The organism is Streptomyces sp. NPDC002787 (assembly GCF_053592095.1).
Window position 1 is genome coordinate 1 of the sequence record NZ_JBSFVC010000020.1, and the last position, 21,949, is coordinate 21,949.

Here is a 21,949-nt window from a genome sequence, read left to right on the forward strand (position 1 = left end):
GCCCCCGGGCCCCCCCGGCCCCCGGGGGGCCCGGAGGCCCGGAGGCCCGGGGGGCCGGAGGCCCGGGGCGGAGCCGCCCAGAGGCTTGGAACCAGGTGCCCGGAGCCCAGACGCCCGGGGGACCGGAGGCCCAGAGGCCGGGGGCCCCGGGGCAGTGGGCCGTGGGGCCGGGGGGCCGGGGGCCGGAGCCCAGAGGCTTGGAGCCCAGGCGCCCGGAGCCCAGACGGCCGGAGGCCCGGAGGCCCGGAGGCCCGGAGGCCCAGACGTCCGGAAGGCCGGGGCCGGACCCGGAGGACCGGAGGACCGGGGCCCGGGGGCGGGGGCCGGAGGCCGGGGGCGGGCCGGGAGGACCGAACGCCCGGAGGGGCGTAGGACCAAGACCCGGGGGCCCGAAGGACCAGAAGCCCGGGGCCCGGGGCCCGGAGGACCGAACGCCCGGAGGGCCGACGCCCGGGAACCGAACGCCGGGTGCCGGGCCGTGCGCGCGACGGTGAGCGGGCTCGGGCCTGCCTAAGCGGTGGTCTCGTCGTCGGTCACGGTCTCGGTGGTCTTCTCCTGGCGGCCGCGCAGCCACACGTACACCGGGATGCCCGCGAAGAGGAACAGGACGCCCTGGTAGACGGCCGCGTAGCCCGCGCCGGCGATCAGCCAGAAGGAGAAGGCGAAGGAGAGGGCGGCGACGATCAGGTCGCGGACCAGGCCGGCCGGGCGGACCCGCTCGCGGGTGCCCCGGGCCAGCCAGTAGAGCTGGGCGGCGGCGGAGAGCAGGTAGGGGACGCAACCGGTGAACGTGGTGATGAGGACGAGGACGCGGAAGGCGGTGTCCGGGTCGTCCGCGTAGTTCACGACGATGAGGAGCGTACCGAGGACGGCGGTGGCGAGGACGCCGAAGCCGGGGACACCGCCCTTGCCGAGGCGGGCGAAGGGCTTCGGGAAGAGCCCGTCGCGGGCGGCGGCGTACGGCATCTGGGCGCTGAGCAGGACCCAGCCGTTGAGGCAGCCGACGATCGAGGCGACGGCGACCAGCGCGATCACCGTGCCACCCCAGCTGCCGCCGGCGATCGAGTTCACGGCGTCGGCGAACGGCGCCCCCGACTCGACGAGTTCCTTGTGCGGGACGAGGCCGAACACGGCGACCGTGCCGAGGATGTAGACGAGCGCGGAGGCGAGCGTGCCGAGGACGCTGGCGCGGCCCACGTTGCGCTCCGGGTCACGGACCTCACCGGCGCTGACGGCGGCCGACTCCACGCCCAGGAAGCTGTAGAGGAGGAGCGCGGCAGCGGCGGCCAGCGCGCCGGGGGTGCTCTCGCCGGAGGCGTTGAAGGGGCCGTAGTTGTCGGTGTCGATGAAGAACAGGCCGATGGTGGCGACCAGCAGCAGTGGCACGAACTTCAGGACCGTGGAGACGATCTGCACGGCGCCGACATAGCGGGTGCCCGCGAAGTTCGCGGCGGCCGGCAGCCACAGGGCGGCGAGGGCGACGACGGCCAGGGCGACCTTGCTGTCGCCCAGGGGTATCAGCACGTCGACGTAGCCGACCACGCCGACGGCGAGGGCGGCGATGCTGACCCAGCACATCGTCCAGTACGACCAGGCCGACAGGAAGCCCGCGAAGGGCCCGAAGGCGTCGCGCGGGTAGACGTACAGGCCGCCGGTGACCGGACTGCGCCTGGCCAGCTTCCCGAAGAGGAGCGCCAGCAGCACGGCGGCCACGGAGAGGACGACGAAGGCGAGCAGGCTGACCGTGCCGTACGGGGCGACGGCGGCGGGGAGGGTGAAGATGCCGCCGCCGATGATGTTGCCCATGACGAGCGCGGTGGCGGCGCCGAGGCCGAACTTGCGGCCCGGGGAGGCCGTGGTCGTCGCCGGGGCCGGATCGGGCTCCGTGACCGGGGTCGGCTCGGGCTCGGCGGCCTCTGGGGTGCTGGTGGTGGTCATGGCGGTTCCCGGGGGCTGGGGTGGGACGGGGACGGGGAGGGCGTGATCGTATCGCCGCGTCCCATATGGTGGTCAATCTGTTCATGTACTGGACACAATCGGCTGGGTGCGGCCTCTGCGGGTCGACTACCGTCGTCGGCATGACCAGCAACACGCCCGGCGCCTTCCCCGGCATCCCCGGCCCCCGCCCGACCCCCTTCGCCGAAGCCCTCGCCGACGGTGTCCTCGTCCTCGACGGCGGTATGTCCAACCAGCTGGAGTCCGCCGGACACGACCTGAGCGACGAGCTGTGGTCGGCGCGGCTGCTCGCCGAGCGGCCGGAGGCGATCACCGAGGCCCATCTCGCCTACTTCGAGGCGGGCGCGAGCGTGGCGATCACCTCCAGCTACCAGGCCACCTTCGAGGGCTTCGCCCAGCGCGGCATCCGGCGCGAGCGGGCGGCCGAACTCATGTCCCTGAGCGTTGAGTTGGCCGTGGACGCGGCGATGGAGGCCAAGGCGAAGGGCATCACGCGCCCGCTGCTGGTGGCGGCCTCGGTCGGCCCGTACGGGGCGATGCTCGCCGACGGCTCCGAGTACCGGGGCCGGTACGGGCTGAGCGTCGCCGAGCTGGAGCGCTTCCACCGGCCCCGCCTGGAGGCGCTGGCCGCGACCTACCCCGACGTCCTGGCCCTGGAGACGATCCCGGACACCGACGAGGCCGAGGCGCTGCTGCGGGCGATCCGCGGTCTGGACGTGCCGGCCTGGCTGTCGTACACCGTCGCCGGCGACCGCACCCGCGCCGGGCAGCCGCTGGAGGAGGCGTTCGCCCTGGCCGCCGACGCCGAGGAGGTCGTCGCCGTGGGCGTGAACTGCTGCTCGCCCGGCGACGTGGACGGGGCGATCGAGACGGCCGTCCGGGTCACCGGCAAGCCGGTCGTCGTGTACCCGAACAGCGGGGAGACCTGGGACGCGTCGGCGCGGGCCTGGACCGGACGGTCGACGTTCACGACCGAGCAGGTGGAGGGGTGGCGGGCGGCCGGGGCACGGCTGATCGGCGGGTGCTGCCGGGTGGGGCCGGAGGCGATCTCGGCGATCGCGGAGACGCTGCGCTGACGAGATCGGCGTTTCGGCCCCTCCCCCGCTGCTAGCCTCCGTTCCGGGGGAAACCGGTTACCGGGAGTTGCCGAGAGGCGGGGTGGGGCGGGGCATGACGAGGAAGAACGCCGACGGCGGGGGCCGCAGCACGATCCGGGACGTGGCCGCGCGCGCCGGGGTCTCGGCGGCGACGGTGTCGCGGGTGCTCGGCGGGGTCTACCCGGTGAGCGCGGCGACCCGCACCCAGGTGCTGCGCGCCGTCCGCGAACTGGACTACGTCGCCGACGCCCGCGCCAAGGCGATCGCCGGCGTCGCCACCCCCACCCTCGGCTTCGTCCTCGACGACATCACCGGCCCCTCGTTCGCGCTGATGGCGCACGGTGTGGAGCGCGAGGCGACCCGGCTCGGCCATCTGTGTCTGGTGTGCAGCACCGACGGTGACGCCGCGCACGAGCGGGACTTCATCGAGACGATGCGGGCGCAGCGGGCCGCCGCGGTCATCCTGGTCGGCGGCGGCGCGGACACTCCCGAGTACCGGGCGCGCACCGCCCAGGTCGCCGACGCGCTGGCGGCCGCCGGATCACGGCTCGTCCTGTGCGGACGGCCGCCGCTGGACCCCGGCGCGCCGGTCACCGTCATCGAGTACGACAACGAGGGCGGCGCGTACGCCCTGTGCGCGCACGTCCTCTCCCAGGGCCACCGGCGGATCCTCTTCCTCGGCGGCGAGCCGGAGCACACGACCGCGCAGGGGCGTGAACGGGGCTACTTGGCGGCCCACCGCGCGCGGGGTGTCGAGACGGACCCCGCGCTGCGGCTGGCCGGGGACTTCACGCGGGACTCCGGGTACCGGTCGATGCGGCGGGCGCTGGCGGAGGGGCTGGACTTCACGGCGGTGATGGCGGCGACCGACATGGTGGCGGCGGGGGCGCTGACCGCGCTGCACGAGGCGGGGGTGTCGGTGCCGGGGGACGTGTCGCTGGCCGGGTACGACGACATTCCCTTCGCGCGGGACCTGTACCCGCCGCTGACCACCGTGCGTGTGCCGTACGAGGAGTTGGGGCGGCTGGCCGTGCGGACGGCGTTGCAGCGGGGGCGTGAGAACGGCGACGAGCACCTGTTGCTGGGGACGCATGTGGTGGTGCGTGACTCTGTGCGAGCGGTCGGGATTCCTCAGCCGGGTGAGGTCTCGCTCCGAGCCAGGCCGCTGGATCCAGGCCGCTGAAGTCCACCGGTCGCTGAAGTCCAGTCGCTGGAGTCCGGTGGCTCCGGTCACCACGCGTCGATGACCGGCGCGTCGGGCTCGTGCCGCCGCCAGGCCTCGTTGAGGCGTGTGAGCCGGTTCGCGGCGGCGATGCCGTGCAGGGACGCGACCTTGCCGTCGCTGACGTCGAACGCCACGGCGCCCACGACCCGGTCCTCGATCACGGCGACGACGGCCGGGGAGCCGTTGACCAGCGCGATATGGAGGGCGGGGGAGCCGCCGGCCAGCCGCCGCTTCGCCGGCGTGGGCTTGAAGCCGGCCCGCACGTAGGAGGCGATGCGCTCGCGGGTCGTGTACCGCAGCAGCCGCCTGGCCAGGCCGGCGCCGTCCGAGACCATGGTCGCGTCGGCGGTGAGCAGCGCCACCAGCCGTTCGGTGCGCCCCGACGTGGCGGCGGCGAGGAACTCCTCGACGACCTGGCGCGCGGTCGCGGGGTCCACCTCGTCGCCGCCGCGGCGCTCGGCGGTGACCCTGCGTCGGGCCCGGTGGACATGCTGCTGGCTCGCGGACTCGGTGATGTCGAGGATCCCGGCGATCTCGGCGTGGGGGTAGGAGAAGGCCTCGCGCAGGACGTACGCGGCCCGCTCGACCGGTGAGAGACGCTCCATGAGGGTCAGGACGGCCAGGGACACCGATTCGCGCTGCTCGAAGGTGTCGGCCGGGCCGAGCATCGGGTCGCCCTCGAGGAGTGGCTCGGGCAGCCAGGCACCGGCCGCGCGCTCATGGCGTGCCCGCGCCGAGCGGAGCCGGTCGAGGCAGAGGTTGGTGACGACCTTGGTCAGCCACGCCTCCGGCACCTCGATCCGTGCGCGGTCCGCGGCCTGCCAGCGCAGGAACGTGTCCTGGACGGCGTCCTCGGCGTCGGCGGCCGAGCCGAGCAGACGGTACGCCAGCGAGGCCAGCCGGCCACGGCTGGCCTCGAACCGGTCGACGGCGGCACTGTCCATGCGCGACAGCCTAGGCGGCGACCCGCACACCGGCCCGGTCCGGTGCGGTGGCCAGGCGGCGCCTGCGCTTCGGCATGCCGAAGGTCGGGTGGGCGATGCTCCACCCGGACCCCTTGAGCACGCCCGACTTGAGCCGTGCGGCGGTCCGTCCGCCCAGGTACCAGGACTTCGACCGGGCGTCCTCGTCCACCATCTGGAAGATCGCGTCCCGCCTCCCGAGGCTGATGTGGTTGCCGTGGTACTTCAGCCCAGTGGTCGGGACCTCGCTGCCCGTCAGGCGCGCGATGATCGCGGCGGTCGCCTGCATGTTGGTGTAACCGGCCGAGGCGCAGGACATCGGCAGCGGCCGGCCGTTCTCGCCGATCGCGTAGGCGCAGTCACCTGCGGCGTAGACGTCCGGGTGGGAGACCGAGCGCATGGTGCGGTCGACGACGATCTGGCCGGTCTCGGCGACCTCCAGACCGCTGGCGGCCGCGATGGGGTGCACGGCGAACCCGGCCGACCACACGGTCACATCGGCCGGGATCGGCCTACCGTCGGCGGCGATCGCCCGCGTCGGCTCGACGGCTTCGACGCAGGTGTGCTCGTGGACGGTGATGCCGAGCCGGTCGAAGGCCCGGCGCAGGTGGCGGCGGGCCTTCGGGGAGAGCCAGGCGCCCAGCTCGCCGCGGGCGGCGAGTGCGACCGCGAGGTCGGGCCGCGACTCGGCGAACTCGGTGGCGGTCTCGATGCCGGTCAGCCCCTCACCGACGACCAGTACGGTGCCGCCCTCGCCCAGGCCGGCCAGGCGCTCGCGCAGTCGCAGCGCCGAGGTCCGGCCGGTCACGTCGAAGGCGTACTCGGCCACGCCGGGCACGCCATGGTCGGCGACGGAGCTGCCGAGCGTGTAGAGAAGCGTGTCGTACGCGAGCTCGCCGTCGCCGTCCTCGCCGGTCACGGCGACGGTCCGGCGCTCGGGGGCGACGCCGGTGACGCGTGCCAGGCGCAGCCGCACCCCTGTGCCGGCGAACAGGTCGGCGAGCTTGCGGACCGTCCGGTCCTGGCCGATCGCGAGCTGGTGGAGCCGCATCCGCTCGACGAAGTCGGGCACGGCGTTGACGACGGTGATCTCGGTGTCGGCGGGCGACAGCCGGCGGGCCAGGTTTCCGGCGGCGAAGGCCCCGGCGTATCCGGCGCCGAGGACGACGATGCGGTGCTTCACGGCGTTGCTCCCTGTCTCGTTGGCGTGCCCCCTGAACGAGACGGCGCCCCGATCGCTGACAGGAGTCAGGTGTGACGTGGGTCACCTGTCTGAAACGAGCGGCTGAGCCTCGGGCGGCGAGCGGGAGAACGCGATCGCTAGGAGATCTGGCCCTTCTCGGCCCGGCGGAAGCGGCGCAGTGCCGGGAGGGGGCCTTGGCCGGTGGTGACGAAGGGGCCGGTGCCCTGGGTTCGGCGCGGGCGTCGGGCGTCCGCTTCCCAGAGGGCCAGTTCGGGGTCGTACGGGCCGTACACGATCCGCTCGTCGTCGGGGGCGTCGAAGACGCGGACCGGATGGGTGGCGTCCCAGGCGGGCCAGCCGGGCGTGCCGTCCGTCGCGAAGCGGACCCACGCGGAGTGCATGGCGGTGGCGAGGTCACGGGGGACGTTCTCGCCGGCGAGCCTGGCCGAGGCGGCCGTGTCGCCGGTGTCGAAGACGAAGCCGAGTTCCAGGGCGTGGCAGGAGCCGAGGGCGGGGACCCGGGACGGCCAGGCGAACTCGTAGACGTAGGACCGGGCTCGGTCGAGGCGGGCGTCCGCCACGCGGTGCAGGGGGACGCGCAGGAGGTGGTCGGTGACGAGCCGGCCGACCAGGTCGGCGGTGCCCATGCCGGGGTGGAGGTCGCGGTAAGCGCGAGGGGTCTCGGGGCCGCAGCGGCAGCGGGCGCGGGCGCCGGCCAGGGCGACCGTGCCGAGGCGGTCGACGCGCTCCATGAGGCCGCCGGGCACGAGCCAGAGGCGGTGCTCGTCGCGGGTCCAGCCCATGAGGAGATCGACGCCGGGGGCCGCGCCGTGCTCGGTCAGCGCCTCCAGGGGATCGGTCGGCAGCAGCTCGCCGTCGACGACGATGCCGAAGGCGGGCCCGCCCAGCACCGGGCTGCTGAGGCGGCCGGCCTCGGCCTGTGCCTCGGCGAGGAGGGATCGGTCCACGGCGGCGAAGGCGGCGGCCGTCGCCGGGACCTTCAGCCTGGCCGCCATCCGGCGGACCATCCGGCGCACCTTGTCCCGGTCTGATGCCTCGGGCGGCCCGCTCTGCAGCACGGCCCGCCGGAACAGGCCCCGCGCGCGAGGGACGGCCAGCAGCGCGCCGATGCTGATGGCGCCCGCCGACTGGCCGAAGACGGTCACCCGGTCCGGGTCGCCGCCGAACCCGGCGATCGCGTCCCGCACCCACTCCAGCGCGGCCAGCTGGTCACGGAGTCCGAGGTTGGGCGGGGCGTCCGGGAAGAGGCCGTAACCCTCCACGCCCAGCCGATAGTTGAGGGACACCAGCACCACGCCGTCACGGGCGAAGGCGGCGCCGTCGTAGACCGGGACCGCCGACGAGCCCCGGGTGAGGGCCCCGCCGTGGATCCAGACCAGGACCGGCAGCCGGGCCCCGCGGCCCGGCTCCGGTGTCCACACGTTGAGGTTGAGGCAGTCGTCCCCCGGGACGGCGGGGTCCGACAGATAGCGGGCGAACGCCTCCGAGTACGGCGGTTTCGGAGGCGTCGGTCCGAAGTCGACGGCGTCACGCACACCCGCCCAGGGCTCGGGCGGGGCGGGCGGCAGGAACCGGCGGGGGCCGAAGGGCGGGGCCGCGTACGGGATGCCGCGGAAGACCGCGATCCCGTCCTCGTAGCCGTCGCCGTACTCGTACGTGCCGCGTACGTCCCCGTACGGCGTGCTGGCCACGGGGCCCCGCCGGTCTGCCGTCATCGCCCACCAGCTCCTCACGCCCGCCCGGCCGTGAACCGTCGTTCACATCAGAGCACCACATCCCTTCGCGGTATTCCGGTCGTGCCGGGTCTTCGGCGGCCGTTCGGTGGACGGGACGGCTATTTGGCGTACATCAGGGTGCCGAAACCGAGCTGGTCGTAGCCGCCGCTGTTGGGGCCGTAGTCCCCGCCGCCGCCCTCGGGGCGGACGCTCTGGGCCATGCGCGTGATGTACGGGACGGACAGGCCCCGTCGTCGCGCGTAGTGGTAGTGGAGGATGTCCCACACGGGGCGGACCTGCCCCCGGCCGGAGGACGAGATCGCCGTGTGGGTCTGCTGGGCGCAGTTCTGGCCGGTGCCCCAGGTGTAGGCGGTGAAGGGCACGTCCTCACCGAGGTTGTACTTGGCGACGTACTGGGCGGCCTTCATGAACCGGTTGTTGTCGTAGCCGTAGAGGTCCTCGCCCTGGGACCAGGCCATCTCGCAGAAGGCGCCCATCTGGCCCATGCCCATCATGGTGTGCCCCTGGTCGCGGCCGGACTCCTGCCACTGGGCGAGGCCCTGGCTGTCGTACAGGAACGGCACGGCCTTGCGGATCGCGCCGTTGCCCGCGCCGTTCTTGAAGTAGTTGACGGCCTGGTCGTACTTGGCGCCGTCGTCGCACAGGATCCCGATGGCGAGGATCGAGTTCATGGTGCAGAGGTCCCAGTTGGCCCAGTAGTTGGTGATGCAGGCGTCGTTGTGGTTGTTGAGGAACTGGTTGTTGAGCGGGTAGAAGACGTTGAGCATCATCGTCTTGAACCGGTCCAGGTCGAACCCGCTGTAGCCGCGCATGAGTTCGGCGACGTTCGCGAACTGGTAGCCGTAGATCCCGGCGGCCAGGAACCGGTCGGCGTTGCCGGTGACGGTGGTGAGCGTCGACGACCAGGCGTTGAGGATACGGACCGCGGCGTCGCCGTGGGCGGTGGTGCCGGCGATCTTCCAGCGCAGGGCGTTCTGGTAGGCCGCGTGGATGTCGTTGTAGAGGATGCCGTAGTTCTCGCCGGTGCCGCCGCGGATGATCGTGGCCTGCGGCCTGGCCGTCCAGGTGCTCGCGGAGTGGGAGTTGGCCGTCAGGCGGTTCCAGCCGGACAGCCACGGGTCGTCACCGGCGGCCACCCGCACCTTGGCGCGGTTGAGTTCGCCGTAGGCGTGCAGCATGCCGGGGTGGGTGAAGGTGGCCGGGGCCGCCTCCGCCGTGGTGGGGGCGGAGGCGGCGCCCAGCGCGAGGGCGGCGGTGAGTCCGCCCGCGGTCCGAAGCAGACCGCGGCGGCTCACCTCACCGCTGTGGGGGGAAGTGCGGCTCATTTTTGCGTCTCCATTCCATGGAGGAGCCTTCCGGCCCCCGGAGGGGCCGGGAGGCTCTAGAGGGGAGTGATGCTCACCTCGCTGAATCGCGCGGTGACGTGAGCCAGGGGGTCGCGTGAGCAGACCACCAGGCCCACGTAGTAGGGGGCGTCACCGAAGCCGGGGATCTCTCCCTCGGCGAGGGGGGTGAAGGTGACACCTCCGTCTGTGGACACCGCCGCGGAGAACGCGGTCCCGACGCGTCTCAACCGCAGCAGGCAGGGGGCGGTGACCGTGGCACCGCCCGTGAACGTCGACCGTCCGGCCACGGTCGTCCGGAGCATCAGCTGGGCGCTGGTCCCGGCGCCGACGATCGCCCCGGCCGCCTGGTCGAACGGCGACAGCGACTTGGCCATCAGCAGGCCCACCCGGTCGGCGGTGGCGCCCGTACGGGAAACCAGCCGGGCGGTGATCTCACCGTCACCGGTGATCGGCCGCCGTACGAACTGCCCGGTCATTCCCTGGTTGTTGACGGTCAGGTCGACACCGGCGCCGCGTACGACGAAGGTCCCGTCCTCCTCGTGGGCGGTGCTGCCGGGGGTGCGGACGGCGACCACGCCGAGGGTGCCGAACCGCCGCTCGTCGAGGACCGGATCGCCGAGGTCGCCGTAGGTCCAGGGGGTGGGCGGGGGTGTGCCGACGGTCAGGGTGAGCGTGCCGGTCGTGTCGCCCGCCGCATTGCCGGCGGTGGTGGCGACGGTGAACTCGCCCGCCCGGGTGGGGGTTCCGGAGATCAGGCCGGTGCGTCTGTCGACGCGGAGGCCGTCGGGGAGTCCGTTCGCGGTGAATCGCACGGGTGCGTGCGAGGCGCGGATCAGGTGCTGGAAGGTGTCGCCCTTGTTGGCGAACGCCGTTGAGGAGGAGGTGAGTCGGGGGAGGGAAGGGGTCGGCATCGGTGCGGAGGCGGGCTCCGAACGCGGGCCGCCGCCGCCGCTGTTGGTCTTGGTGACGACGTAGTGGTACGTCGTGCCGGGGGTGCCGGTGGCGTCCGCGTACCGGAGGCGGGTGCCGAAGCCGACCGGGCCGACGCCGGTCGCGATCGTCACGAAGGGGCCGTCGGCGCGGGTGGCGCGCCGCACCTTGTAGCGGGCGGAGAGGTCGGGGTCGGTCCACGTCAGCTCGACGGCGTCGGCACCGGCTGTCGCCCGGAGATCGGTGACCCGCCGGGCGGGACGGTCCACCGTCCAGACCTCTCCCCCGCCGGCGGACACGACGCTGACGTTGTCGAAGGCACCGCTGCCGGTCTCGGCGTACTCCTCGTCCACACCCAGGCAGGACGTGAGGACCAGTCCCGCGTGGACGGTGCGCCCCAACTCGACCTCGGTGGAGCCCACTTCGGTCCAGTGGACGCCGTCGGGGGAGATCGCCCCGGTGCAGCGGCGGCCCTTGCGGGTCACCCGCACCCAGTACGGGGCCCGCAGCCGGTAGCCGTCGCCCGCGCCCTCGACGTACGGGGCCTCCAGAGGTGTCGCCGACTCCGGCAGGGTGCCCAGGCTGGAGATGGGGAAGGCGGCGGCCGTGGTGATTGCCTGCTGCTGGGAGGGCGGGACCGGGGTGCTGCCGGTGGCGGAGATCTCCGCTCCGGTCGACGGGCGGACGCTCCACACACCGCTCCAGGTGTGCAGCGGCAGCCCCTGGATCAGCATCGAGGCGTGCGCCGCGCCGGCGTCGAGCGAGTCGCGGAGGGTGACGCCGATCTTGGAGTACTGGGAGCTGAGCGGCCACACGATCCGTGCGGTGACGGTGCCGTCGCCGCGCAGCGGCAGATGCGCCAGGTGGTAGGTGTCCGCCGTACCGCTCGCCCGCAGCACGAACCGTTCGCCGTCGAAGGCGGCCGAACCCGCGATCCGCACGTCCCCGAGATCCTGGCCGGACCACGGCTCGGGCAGACCGGCGGTGGCCGCTACGGGGCTCGAAGCACCGCTGCCGCCCTCGGAGTTGGTGGCGGTGACGGTGTAGTAGTACGTCCGGCCCAGGCGCACGTCCGTGTCGGTGTACGCCGGCTCGTCGAGGCCGGTGGCGGCCTTCTCGTACGGGCCCTCGGGACGGGTGGCCCGCCGGACCGTGTACGTGGTGGCCCACGCCGAGGGCAGCCACGCCACGGTGACGGACTCGCGGTCGCCCACCGCCGTCACGCCCGCCGGGGGCTTCGGCGCGGGCACGGACGCGGGGGCCTTGGCGCCCGCGTAGGCGAGGGTGCCGAAGCCGGGCAGATCGTCGTTGCTGCCCTCGACCACCCGGGCGCCGCCCGTGCCGCGGAAGAGGGCCGCCTTGGTGGCGGGGGCGTCGAGGCCGCGTACACCGGCGTAGTGGGCGTGGTACATCTCGTAGATCGGCGGGACGTTGCCGCGGCCGACGGCCGAGACAGTCTTCTTGATGTACTTGCCGGTGCGGTCCAGGTCGGGGGTGAAGGGGACGTCGCCGCCGAGGTTGTAGCGGGCGGCGTACTCGGCGTTGGCCAGGAGGCGGTTGCCGTCGAAGCCCCACAGGTCCACGCCCTGGTTCCAGGCCACCTGCGCCGCGTCGCCCATCAGGCCGACGGCCAGCTGCTCGTGCCCCTGGTCACGGCCGGACTCCTGGCCCTGTCCGGCGGGGGTGACGATCCGGCCCGGCACGCTCCCGTTGCCGGCGCCCGCCGCCGCGAAGCGCAGCGCGTCCTCGAAGAGGACGGGCTCCTCGCAGAACACGCCGATGGCCAGGATGGTCTGGATGGCCGTCAGGTCCCAGTTGCCGTTGGCGTACAGCATGTAGCCGGAGACCGCCGGGTACCAGACGTCGAGGAACGACCGCTCGCAGCGGGCGATGTCGGTGTCCGTCCAGCCGTCGTAGCCGGTGTGCCGGAGCAGTTCGGCGGCGTTGACGAACTTGAACGCCTGCAGGCCCGCGCCGAGCGGACCGTCGGCGCCCGTGATCGTCGTCAGGGACGCCGACCAGGCGTTGAGGATGTCCCGCGCCTTGTCCGCGTGCGCCCGCTGTCCCGTCACGCACCACATCAGGGCGTTCTGGTAGGCGGCGGCCGAGTCGGCGACGGCCTGGTTCTGGAAGTTGGTGGGGCCCCGCCCCCAGGACGTGATCTGGCCCATGTTCTGGACGGTGTACGTCGACTTGGAGCGGGCGTGGGCGGCCAGCGCGAGGTAGCCGTCGTGGATCGGCGACTCCTTCGCCGCGACCGCGTTCTTCAACCGCTCCAGGTCGGCAGCGGTGTGCAGGAGTCCGGGGTGGCTGAACGTGAGGGTCGTCGCGGTGGTGCGGGCCCAGGCGGCCGTGGCGGAGGCGGACAGGAGTCCGGCTCCGGCCACGGCCGTGAGCCCGGCCGCTCCGAGGAACGACCGTCTGCTGAGGGGAAGCACAGGTGTCTCCAGGTCCTACGGGTGCCGCACGGTGAGCTTGAGGGACTGGGTGGCCGTACCGGCGCTGTTGGTCGCCGAGACGGTGACCGTGTACGAGCCGGGGCGGGACGGGCGGCCGGAGATCAGGCCCGTCCTCGTGTCGAACGTCAGGCCCTTCGGAAGCCCCTCGGCGGCGAACGACGTGGGCAGACCGGACGCCGTGACGAGGTGGTTGAAGACCCGCTTCATGGTGGCCGTGGCCTCGCCCGCGCTGGTGACCTGCGGGGCCCCGGTGGCGGCGGCCGTGTCGGCGTCCAGGAAACGGAGGTTCCGGACGTGCTCGTTGGCGAACATCGGGACCATGTCGGTGGTCAGGTACCAGCCGGGCTTCTTCATCTTGTCGTGGACGACCGTGCCGTTGACCGTCAGGTTCTGGAAGGTGAGGTTCTTGATGGGGCGGTCCGCGTCGTAGCCGGTCAGGATCGCCGTGGAGGCGTGCGTGCCGTCGTAGGTCAGGTTGCGGACGTATACGTCCTCGATGCCACGGCCCGGCGAGGCGTTGTACCGGTTGGCCATCACCCGCATGTTGAGCAGCTGGCCCCAGGTGAAGTCCTCCACGCGGACGTCCTGGATGCGGACGTTGCGGATGAGGTTGCTGTCGCCGGGGTTGAGGGCGAAACAGCCCTGGTAGAGGACCTGCGGCTCGCGGTGCTGGAGGACGTCGATGTTGCTGAAGACGATGTTCTCGATGGTCTCGGGCTTCTCGGGGTTGCCGTGGGTGCCCATGTTCACCGGGTGGGCGACGTCGGCCCAGAGGGTGGAGTCGCGGACGGTGACGTTGCGGCAGTCGCCGTAGTAGTCCCAGCGGTGGGCGTAGATGGCGACGCAGTCGTCGCTGTTGCGCATGAAGACGCCCTCGATCAGCACGTCCTCGCTGCTGAACACGTCGATGCCGTCGCCCCACTGGCCGAAGCTGTAGGAGTGCAGGTTGCGGACGGTGACCTGCTGGGACTGGCCGATGGTGCAGGAGTAGCCGGTCTTGGGGTTGAGGGCGAGGATGCCGTCGATCTCGATGTTCTTGGAGAAGGCGACCAGGGTGGCGGCGTCGGAGTCGTAGATGATGCCCCGGCCGAGCAGCCGGGCGTTCTCGACGTGGCTGAACTCCACGCGGGCCTTGAGCACCGCGCCGCCGGCCAGGTACACCGTCTTGCCGCTGGGCACCTTCACCACGTTGTCGGTGACGGTGTGGATGCCCGGGCCGAAGTAGATGACGTCCGGGTCGCTCTCCTCCGGCCGCCACTTCTCGATCGGGTTGGCGTGCAGCTGCAGGTTGTCGTAGATGTCGAACGCGCCGCCGTCGGCGTCGCCGATCTCGATGGAGAGGTTCCGCGGCTCGGTGAGGCTGAAGGTGATGGTGTCACCGCTGACCTCGTGCGCGATGTCGTACGACAGGGGGCGGACCCGCGCCGAGGGAACGGCGCCCTTCGAGGAGGTGATCTGGACCTCCACGGTGCCGCGGAAGTCGAGGCTCGCGACGGAGGAGCTGCGGACGATGCCGGAGCCGGTCTTCTCGTTGATGGTCTTGGTGCGGGCCCGCACCACGGGTACCGGCTGCCATTCGCCGCCCGGCGTACGGGCCTTGACGGAGAAGCTGGCGTTGAGCGGCAGCCCGGTCGGGATCGGGTACACCACCAGCCGGTCGGCGGCCTCGGGTCTGTCGTCCGCGCTCGCGGCGGAGGTGGCCGTGCCGAGCAGCGTGTACGCGGCGGCCGTGGCACCGGCGGCCTGGAGGAGGGTGCGCCGGGACAGACCGGAGCCCTGTGTGTCGGTCATGCGTAACGTCCTTGTCTGCGAAAAGAGTCAGGGGGATCGCGAGGAACTGCGGGACTACTTGAGTCCGGAGGTGGACATCCCGGCGACGAAACCGCGCTGGGCGACGAGGAAGATCAACAGGATGGGGACGACGTACATCACCGAGGCGGCGGCCTGGAGGTTGGTGACCGGTGTGCCGGCCGAGGTGACATAGGTGGACATCACGGCGACCGCGAGGGTGGAACGGTCCGTGGACAGCAGGAGCTGGGGCGCGATGTAGTCGCCCCAGGTCCAGGTGAAGGCGATCACGAAGCTCGCGGAGAGCACCGGCCAGGACTGCGGCAGGAAGATCCGCCAGAAGATCGTCGCGTAGCCGCAGCCGTCGACGATCGCGGCCTCCTCCAGCTCGCGTGGCAGTCCGGCGAAGAACTGCCGGAAGAGGAAGACGAGATACGGGGCTGCCGCGAGACCCCACAGCACCCACGGCCAGTAGGTGTCGACCATGCCGAGCCTGGCGAAGATCAGGTAGGTCGGCAGCAAGGTGATCATCTGGGGCAGCATCATGGAGCCCAGCAGGACACCGAACAGCGTCTTCTTGCCGGGCGCGTCGAGGCGGGCGAAGCCGTAGCCGACCCAGGCGGAGCTGAGGGTGACCAGGGTGGCGTAGATGAAGGCGATGATCAGGGAGTTGCGGGCGTAGCCGAGGAAGTCGATCAGGTGGAAGGCGTCCGCGAAGTTGTGCCACTGGAAGTCCGTGGGCAGCCAGCGCACCGGAGCCGCGGCCGTCTCGGCGGAGGTCTTCAGACCGGCGAGGAACAGCCAGCCGAACGGGCCGAGGAACAGTCCGGTGATGACGACGAGCACCGTGTAGAGGACCAGTCGGCCGGTGCGCAGCCGTACGCGGGGCGGGGAGGGCGGCGGTGGAGCGGTGGCGGTCGACGTGCGGCGGACGGCGGCGGTGCTGCTGGTGACGGTCACTTCTTCGCCTCCGGGTCGACGTTGTAGAACACCACTCCGGACGTGAACCTGAAGATGAGTCCGGTGACGATGAGGATCAGGACGAAGAGCACCCACAGCAGCGCGGAGGCGTAGCCGTAGCGGCCGAGCGCGAAGTACTCGGCGAACACATGCATCATGTACATGTAGTTGGACTGCGGGATGGCGGTGACGCCGGCCGTGGTGGCCTCGGCGGCCAGCAGCAGCGGCATGATCGTCTGCACCGAGGCGATCACCCCGGTCACCGTCTGGAAGAGCAGCACCGGCGACAGCAGCGGCACCGTGATGCTGCGGAACGTCCGCCAGGCGCCCGCCCCGTCGATCGTGGCCGCCTCGTGGAGTTCACGGGGCACGTCCTGGAGCCCGGCCAGCGAGATGATCATGACGTTTCCGGCGCCCCACAACACCGTCATCAGCAGCACGTAGCGGGCGTAGGGATCCGCGAGCCAGCCGAGGGCCTCGATGCCGAAGACGTTCAGCACGCCGTTGGCGGCCCCGGAGTTCTGGTCGAACATCATCTTGAAGGCGATACCGGCGCCCACCGGCGGCACCACGGCCGGCAGGTAGAGCAGGGTCCGGAACAGACCCCGGGCCTTGAGCGGCCGGTTCACGAGAACGGCGAGCCCGAGCCCCGCGATGATCGACAGCGGCACCGAGGTCACCGCGAACAGTCCCGTCCGGCCCAGGGAGTCCCAGGTCACCGGGTCCGCCAGCAGTTCGCTGTAGTTGTCGAGGCCGATGAACCGCCAGTGCGGCGAGATGCCGTCGTACGTGGTGAAGCTGAGCCACAGCGCGTAGGCCATCGGGACGATGGTCAGCAGCAGGAAGCCGATGATCCAGGGCGAGGTGAACATGTAGAACGCCCGGTGCCTGCGCCTGGTCATGGAGGTGCGCGGCCGGCCGTCGGTCGGTGCCCCGCCGAAGGCCGTGGCCGCCTCGGCGCGGTCCGCGGCGGTGGAGATCTGCTCGACGGTCATCCCACCTGCTCCTTACCGCGCGCCAGCTGCTCGTTGACGATCGAGTTCAGACGCCTCGCGAGGGTGTCGACGGAGATCTCGCCCTTCATCGCCGCGGGTGCGACCTGGTTGAAGAGGGCCTTGAAGCCGTCCCCGGTGATGTAGGGGCTGAAGGAGATCACCGAGAAGTGCTCCAGCTCGGCCTCCTGCACCTTCAGCACCCGTCGCTGGTAGTCCTGCTCGGCCGGCATCAGCGGGCGCAGGGACTTCAGGCTCGGGATGCCCCAGCCGCCGCCCGCGCGCTCCTTGGCGGGCGCCTCGCCGAAGAACCACTCGAAGACCCGCCAGGCGGCGTCCTTGTTCCGTGCCTTCCTCGGCATCCACATACCGGTGCCGCCCTGGCAGGAGCTGACCCTACGGCCGCCCTCGAAGATCGGGGCGGGGGCGAGACGGGACACCTTCGCCAGTTTCTCGTCGGCGTTGATCACGCCGCCGAGCCAGTAGCCGCAGTTGGACATGGCGATCCGGCCCGCCTGGTAGGTGGGCCCGTCCCAGGTGTTGGGGTCGGGCTGGATGATGCTCGGCCCGACCCTGGTCCGGCCGTACTCGATGTACCAGCCGAGCGCCTTGCGGGCCTCGGGGGCGGTGAAGTCGACCCGGGTGAAGTCGTCGTTGAAGAGGCTTCCTCCGGCTGCCGCCGTCAGCGACGCCAGGTTGGTGGCCTCGTACAGGCCGTTGTAGCTGCCGCCGAAGACGGTCGTCTGACCGTTCTTCCGTTGCGTGAGCCTCTTGGCCCGCTCCAGCCATTCCTCGTACGTGACCGGCTCGGTCTCCGGCGGGTAGTCGATCCCCGCCTCGTCGAAGTGCGTGGTGTTGTACCAGTACATGGAGTCCTGGGAGAAGTCCTTCACCATGCCGTAGCGCGGGCCCTTGCCCTGCGTCCGGCCGTCGTAGCGCCACAGGTCGTTGACCGGATCGAGGTCGTCGACCTTCAGGACACCGCTCTTGGCGAAGTACGGGTCCAGCTCTTCGGCCACGTCCCGGGCCGCGAAGAACGGGGCGTCCACGGCGCCCACACCGCGCACCAGATCCGGTGGATTTCCGCTGGTCAGCATCGCGATCAGCTTGGTGATGTCGTGCTTCACCGTCACGATCCGGACGCCGATGTCCTTCTGTGCCTGCCTGATCAGCTCCGGGGAGATGTCCTCGGCCTTGACCATCAGCGTGACGGTCTCGCCCGGGCCACTGACTCCGCTGGACACCTGCAGCGCACAGCCGTTCAGCGCCGCCCCGCCGGCCGCGACGGCGCCGGCGGAGAGGGCGAGGAATCGACGGCGGCTCATGGGACCACCGGCACGGGTATGCATGGACGCCTCACCTTCAGGAACAACAACCGGTTTCTACCGGTCGACGGGCAGAGCTTGTTCCTGAGCGCAAAGCACGTCAAGGGTGTTGACCAGTTTTCGAAAACTCCGCGTAACCCTCGGGACATGGCCGGACGCCAGGTCGGGCCCGACCGAAGGCCCCTCGGCGAGGGCGAACCTTCCAGGTCAACAGCCTGTTCCGACCGGGCCGGTGGGGTGGGTCGGCGGCCTTGGAGCTCGTCGATCCGGGAACCGGTTGCTACGCCACCTCAGAGGTCCGCAGGGCATTCCACAGCGCACATCCAGCTTCGACGACCCGAGAGCGAGGGGTAACCGATTACGCCAGAACGCGGACTCTCGTCAGCCCCCAGGGTGGCGGCCGTCCTCCCTCTCCCCCACAAGCCTCGACAGGCCCCGTCTCACCACCCACCCCCACTCCCATGACCTGCTCATTTACGGACAATCCTCAGCGACGACCCGCGCCAGACATCCGATCACGACGATTGACCGGCTCTCGGAGGCGGATCTACGGTAGAAGACGTTTTCTGAAGTGTTCCGGTACCGCCCTTCGCATCCACCCCCAGCGCTCCAGGAGAGTCATGCCCAGCGCCCAGCCGACGCGAGCCGTGTTCGCCATGGATCCGGTGCATCTGCCCCTGCTCTTTCCGCCGCCTCTCATGGCACGGCTGCGGCAGGTGGTCGAGATCGACCCCGAGTTCGTCGTACGGGACTTCACCGATCCCGCCGTAGCCCCGGCACTGGCCGCGACCGAGGTGCTGATCACCGGCTGGGGCTGTCCGCACCTCGACGCGGACGTGCTGGCGGCGGCGCCCCGGCTGCGTGCCGTCCTGCACGCCGCGGGCTCGGTCCGCGCACTGGTCGGCGAGGCCCTGTGGCAGAGCGGGGTCACCGTCTCCAGCGCGGTGGCCGGCAACGCGCTGCCGGTCGCCGAGTACACCCTCGCGATGATCCTGCTGGCCGGGAAGGACACCTTCGACCAGCGCGAACGCTTCCGGCAGACCCACGCCTACCCCTCCCCCGCCGAGACCGCGGCCATCGGCAACGTCGGCCGTCGCATCGGGGTCATCGGGGCCTCACGGGTGGGCCGCCGACTCCTCGAACTGCTGAAGCCGTTCGACTTCGCCGTCTCGCTGTACGACCCGTACGTGGACACGGCGGGGGCCGTCGCGCTCGGCGCCGAACCGATGACGCTGGAGGACCTCTTGCGCACCAGCGACATCGTCAGCCTGCACGCCCCGGACATCCCCGAGACGTACCGCATGCTCGACCGCGGCCGGCTCGCGCTCATCAGGGACGGCGGGGTGCTCATCAACACCTCCCGGGGCGCCCTCGTCGACCCGGACGCGCTCACCGACGAACTGGTCTCCGGCCGGCTCAGCGCGGTCCTGGACGTCACCGAACCCGAGCCGCTGCCCGCCGGTTCCCCCCTCTACCACCTCCCCAACGTCTTCCTCACCCCGCACATCGCGGGCTCCCTCGGCAACGAGCTGGAACGCCTCGGCCGCACCGTCGTCGAGGAGCTGGAGCGCCTCACCTCGGGCCTGCCCCCGGCCCACGAGGTACGGCACACGGACCTGGCGAGGGTCGCCTGAATCCCCACCACCGGGCCGCCACGCCCTGGCCGGGACCACGAGGACGAGTACGAGCACGGGCCGGCTACGGCTACGGCTACGGCTACGGCTACGGCTACGGCTACGGCTACGGCTACGGCTACGGCTACGGCTACGGCTACGGCTACGGCTACGAGACCGTCGAGGGGGCTGCGGCAGGGGGGTCCGCGCGGCCGTCCCCGTCGGCACCGACGTGGGGGGCCGCCGGTGCGGCCCAGGCACCGCGCGCGGCCGGGGCGCACGTCCCCGAAGATGTCTCGCTCGTCGGGTACGACGACATCCCGCCCGCCTCCCACCCGCTCACCCCGTGACTCATCGCGGCACACGTCCCTCACCAGGAGATGGGCCGCGCCGCCCCGCACCCTTGGCCGCCAGCCCCGCGGTCGGCCGCCGCTACCGGGGCGGGCGCCGAGCATCTGGTGTTGAGCAGACATGTGGTCGTACGGGCAGCCCGCACGACCACCCCCCGGACGTCAGCGCAGCGCCTCCGTACACCCCCCGCACGTCAGCGCAGCGCCCCGTACACCCACCCCACGCCCGCGCAGCGCCTCCAGACATCCGCCCGCCGCCCACGCGCGACTGCCGTTCCGGCGACCCGCGGCTCTCGCAGTGATCACGCCCCCAGACAGCGCCCTAGTTTCGTAAACGTTTTCGCGCTTCGAGCCGTCACGAGCCGCACTCCCACCCCGACCCGACCCGCACCCCTCACACCTCTGACCTGCACAGCCTGCGTCATCCGGCCGTCATCGAGCGGCCACTCCCGGCAACCTCACCGCCAATCCGGCGTAACAATTTCCCTTCGCACTCTTGCGTGAGCCGATCAGGCCACCTACGTTTCACAGCAACCGTTTACTACACCTTCGCAGGGGTTCCCGAGACACGAGCTGACGGTCCGCCTCGCTCGTGGTCGCCCCACCGAGCCGCCCCTCGCTCCCCGCTTCCGCGATCGTCTACGTCTCGAAGGATGACCGTACGATGAACTCCACCAGCCCCCGGAGAAGGTTCACCCGCGTCGCCGTCGCGAGTGTGGCGCTGACAGGTCTGCTCGCCGCGTGCGGCGGCTCGGACTCCGGTGACGACAGCTCCGGAGCCGCCGGTCCCGTCACCCTCCCCTTCTGGGGTTGGGCCAACGGCCAGGAGAACGTGGTGAAGGCGTTCAACGCCTCCCACAAGGACGTCCAGCTCAAGTACACCAAGGTCACCGACCAGCTGACCATGCAGAAGCAGCTCAGCAACGCGGTGAAGGCGGGCAACGCGCCCTGTCTGCTGCAGAACACCGGCGAGTACGTCACCAGCTGGGTCTCCCAGGGCGCGCTGGCCGACATCACCGAGTACGTCGAGTCGAGCAAGGACAAGTTCAACCCGGGCTCCTGGGCGACCGGCCAGGTCCAGGGCAAGGTCTACGGCGTGCCCACCGCCTCGGCGCCCGCGTTCACGATCTACCGGACCGACCTCTTCGAGAAGTACGGCCTGAAGGCGCCGCAGACCTGGGACGACTTCATCGCCGCCGGCAAGGTCCTGAAGAAGCACGACATCCACATCACCAACTACGCCGGTGAGGACCCGAGCACCCTGGAGGTGCTGGCCATGCAGGCCGGGGCGCACTGGTACTCCATCGACGGCGACTCCTGGAAGGTGAACTTCCAGGACGAGGGCAGCCTCAAGGCCGCCGACGTGATCCAGCAGATCATCGACAACGACCTCAACTCCAAGCTCTCCTTCGCCGACTACGCGGCCGTGCAGCGCAACTACGACAAGGGCGGCACGGCCACCCGGCAGATCTCCACCTGGCAGATGTCCGGCATGGTGCAGAACTTCACCGACTCCTTCGGCGAGTGGGCGCTCTCACCGTGGCCGACGTTCAAGGGCGAGGCGCCCAAGACACCGGCCGGCACCAACCAGAGCGGCAACCTGACCCTGGTGTCGGAACAGTGCGAGCACAAGGAGCAGGCGGCCGAGGCGGCGCTGTGGATGTCCACCGACGCCGGCGCGGTCAAGACCATGGCGAGCCCGGAGACCGGCAGCGGCGTGATGCCGGCGCTGGCCGACAACGAGTCGTACGTCTCGGAGGCGATCTCCGAGAAGCTGCTCGGCAAGAACTACGAGCCCGCCAAGAAGGTCGTCACGGACAGCCTGGGCACCATCACCACCGACTGGGTGTTCGGCCCCAACTGGACCGCCATGTTCACCGAGCTGCAGAGCGAGTGGGGCAAGGTCGTCAGCAAGGAACAGAAGGTCACCGACCTGCTCGCTCACATGCAGGAGTGGACGGTCAAGGACCTGAAGTCCCGCGGTATCAACGTCAAGAGCTGAGGCA

At 71.3% G+C, this 21,949-nt stretch carries 14 protein-coding genes; 4 read left to right on the plus strand and 10 right to left on the minus strand.

The window, feature by feature from the left end; translation table 11 throughout:
* Positions 1-510: 510 nt before the first annotated feature.
* Positions 511-1,938, minus strand: coding sequence for an amino acid permease (locus ACWD26_RS26650; RefSeq protein ID WP_451274236.1), 1,428 nt, complete (start codon positions 1,936-1,938; stop codon positions 511-513).
* A 140-nt stretch (positions 1,939-2,078) separates the two neighbouring features.
* On the opposite strand from ACWD26_RS26650, the gene mmuM reads away from it, so the two are divergent.
* Both mmuM and ACWD26_RS26660 read left to right on the plus strand, forming a co-directional pair.
* Positions 2,079-3,032, plus strand: coding sequence for a homocysteine S-methyltransferase (gene mmuM / locus ACWD26_RS26655; RefSeq protein WP_451274238.1), 954 nt, complete (start codon positions 2,079-2,081; stop codon positions 3,030-3,032).
* A 94-nt stretch (positions 3,033-3,126) separates the two neighbouring features.
* Positions 3,127-4,236: a LacI family DNA-binding transcriptional regulator gene (locus tag ACWD26_RS26660; protein ID WP_451274240.1), complete on the plus strand. Its 1,110-nt coding sequence runs from the start codon at positions 3,127-3,129 to the stop codon at positions 4,234-4,236.
* Between the two features lie 47 nt (positions 4,237-4,283).
* Here ACWD26_RS26660 and ACWD26_RS26665 read toward each other — a convergent pair whose 3' ends face one another.
* From ACWD26_RS26665 to ACWD26_RS26705, 9 genes are all read right to left on the minus strand, one after another.
* The gene (locus ACWD26_RS26665; protein WP_451274242.1) at positions 4,284-5,222 is read right to left on the minus strand and encodes a sigma-70 family RNA polymerase sigma factor; all 939 of its coding nucleotides are present in this window, start codon (positions 5,220-5,222) and stop codon (positions 4,284-4,286) included.
* 10 nt (positions 5,223-5,232) lie between these two features.
* The gene (locus ACWD26_RS26670) at positions 5,233-6,423 is read right to left on the minus strand and encodes an NAD(P)/FAD-dependent oxidoreductase (protein WP_451274244.1); all 1,191 of its coding nucleotides are present in this window, start codon (positions 6,421-6,423) and stop codon (positions 5,233-5,235) included.
* Between the two features lie 137 nt (positions 6,424-6,560).
* A complete protein-coding gene (locus tag ACWD26_RS26675; RefSeq protein WP_451274246.1) occupies positions 6,561-8,159 on the minus strand; it encodes a carboxylesterase/lipase family protein in 1,599 nt (532 codons plus the stop codon).
* 119 nt (positions 8,160-8,278) lie between these two features.
* Positions 8,279-9,505, minus strand: coding sequence for an alginate lyase family protein (locus ACWD26_RS26680; RefSeq protein WP_451274248.1), 1,227 nt, complete (start codon positions 9,503-9,505; stop codon positions 8,279-8,281).
* Positions 9,506-9,561: 56 nt separating this feature from the next.
* A complete protein-coding gene (locus ACWD26_RS26685) occupies positions 9,562-12,894 on the minus strand; it encodes an alginate lyase family protein (protein WP_451274250.1) in 3,333 nt (1,110 codons plus the stop codon).
* A 15-nt stretch (positions 12,895-12,909) separates the two neighbouring features.
* On the minus strand, positions 12,910-14,706 hold the full coding sequence (locus ACWD26_RS26690; RefSeq protein ID WP_451274252.1) for a putative Ig domain-containing protein: 1,797 nt from the start codon (positions 14,704-14,706) through the stop codon (positions 12,910-12,912).
* Between the two features lie 54 nt (positions 14,707-14,760).
* The gene (locus ACWD26_RS26695; protein ID WP_451274254.1) at positions 14,761-15,663 is read right to left on the minus strand and encodes a carbohydrate ABC transporter permease; all 903 of its coding nucleotides are present in this window, start codon (positions 15,661-15,663) and stop codon (positions 14,761-14,763) included.
* On the minus strand, positions 15,660-16,658 hold the full coding sequence (locus ACWD26_RS26700) for a carbohydrate ABC transporter permease (protein ID WP_451274256.1): 999 nt from the start codon (positions 16,656-16,658) through the stop codon (positions 15,660-15,662). The genes ACWD26_RS26695 and ACWD26_RS26700 overlap by 4 nt, the downstream gene beginning before the upstream one ends.
* Positions 16,655-17,980 (minus strand): extracellular solute-binding protein, encoded by a 1,326-nt coding sequence (locus tag ACWD26_RS26705; RefSeq protein ID WP_451274258.1) that lies wholly within the window; start codon positions 17,978-17,980, stop codon positions 16,655-16,657. Before ACWD26_RS26705 ends, ACWD26_RS26700 begins: the two co-directional genes overlap by 4 nt.
* A 620-nt stretch (positions 17,981-18,600) precedes the next feature.
* On the opposite strand from ACWD26_RS26705, the gene ACWD26_RS26710 reads away from it, so the two are divergent.
* Together ACWD26_RS26710 and ACWD26_RS26715 are read left to right on the plus strand one after the other, a co-directional pair.
* Positions 18,601-19,614, plus strand: coding sequence for a hydroxyacid dehydrogenase (locus ACWD26_RS26710; RefSeq protein WP_451274260.1), 1,014 nt, complete (start codon positions 18,601-18,603; stop codon positions 19,612-19,614).
* A gap of 993 nt (positions 19,615-20,607) precedes the next feature.
* Positions 20,608-21,945, plus strand: coding sequence for an ABC transporter substrate-binding protein (locus ACWD26_RS26715; protein ID WP_451274262.1), 1,338 nt, complete (start codon positions 20,608-20,610; stop codon positions 21,943-21,945).
* Positions 21,946-21,949: the final 4 nt, after the last annotated feature.

Bases quoted from the DNA above. Each gene is read 5' to 3' on its own strand.
- ACWD26_RS26675 (WP_451274246.1), bottom strand. From the start codon at position 8,159: ATGACGGCAGACCGGCGGGGCCCCGTGGCCAGCACGCCGTACGGGGAC.
- ACWD26_RS26650 (WP_451274236.1), bottom strand. From the start codon at position 1,938: ATGACCACCACCAGCACCCCAGAGGCCGCCGAGCCCGAGCCGACCCCG.
- mmuM (WP_451274238.1), top strand. From the start codon at position 2,079: ATGACCAGCAACACGCCCGGCGCCTTCCCCGGCATCCCCGGCCCCCGC.
- ACWD26_RS26665 (WP_451274242.1), bottom strand. From the start codon at position 5,222: ATGGACAGTGCCGCCGTCGACCGGTTCGAGGCCAGCCGTGGCCGGCTG.
- ACWD26_RS26710 (WP_451274260.1), top strand. From the start codon at position 18,601: ATGCCCAGCGCCCAGCCGACGCGAGCCGTGTTCGCCATGGATCCGGTG.
- ACWD26_RS26705 (WP_451274258.1), bottom strand. From the start codon at position 17,980: ATGAGCCGCCGTCGATTCCTCGCCCTCTCCGCCGGCGCCGTCGCGGCC.
- ACWD26_RS26715 (WP_451274262.1), top strand. From the start codon at position 20,608: ATGAACTCCACCAGCCCCCGGAGAAGGTTCACCCGCGTCGCCGTCGCG.
- ACWD26_RS26680 (WP_451274248.1), bottom strand. From the start codon at position 9,505: ATGAGCCGCACTTCCCCCCACAGCGGTGAGGTGAGCCGCCGCGGTCTG.
- ACWD26_RS26660 (WP_451274240.1), top strand. From the start codon at position 3,127: ATGACGAGGAAGAACGCCGACGGCGGGGGCCGCAGCACGATCCGGGAC.
- ACWD26_RS26690 (WP_451274252.1), bottom strand. From the start codon at position 14,706: ATGACCGACACACAGGGCTCCGGTCTGTCCCGGCGCACCCTCCTCCAG.
- ACWD26_RS26700 (WP_451274256.1), bottom strand. From the start codon at position 16,658: ATGACCGTCGAGCAGATCTCCACCGCCGCGGACCGCGCCGAGGCGGCC.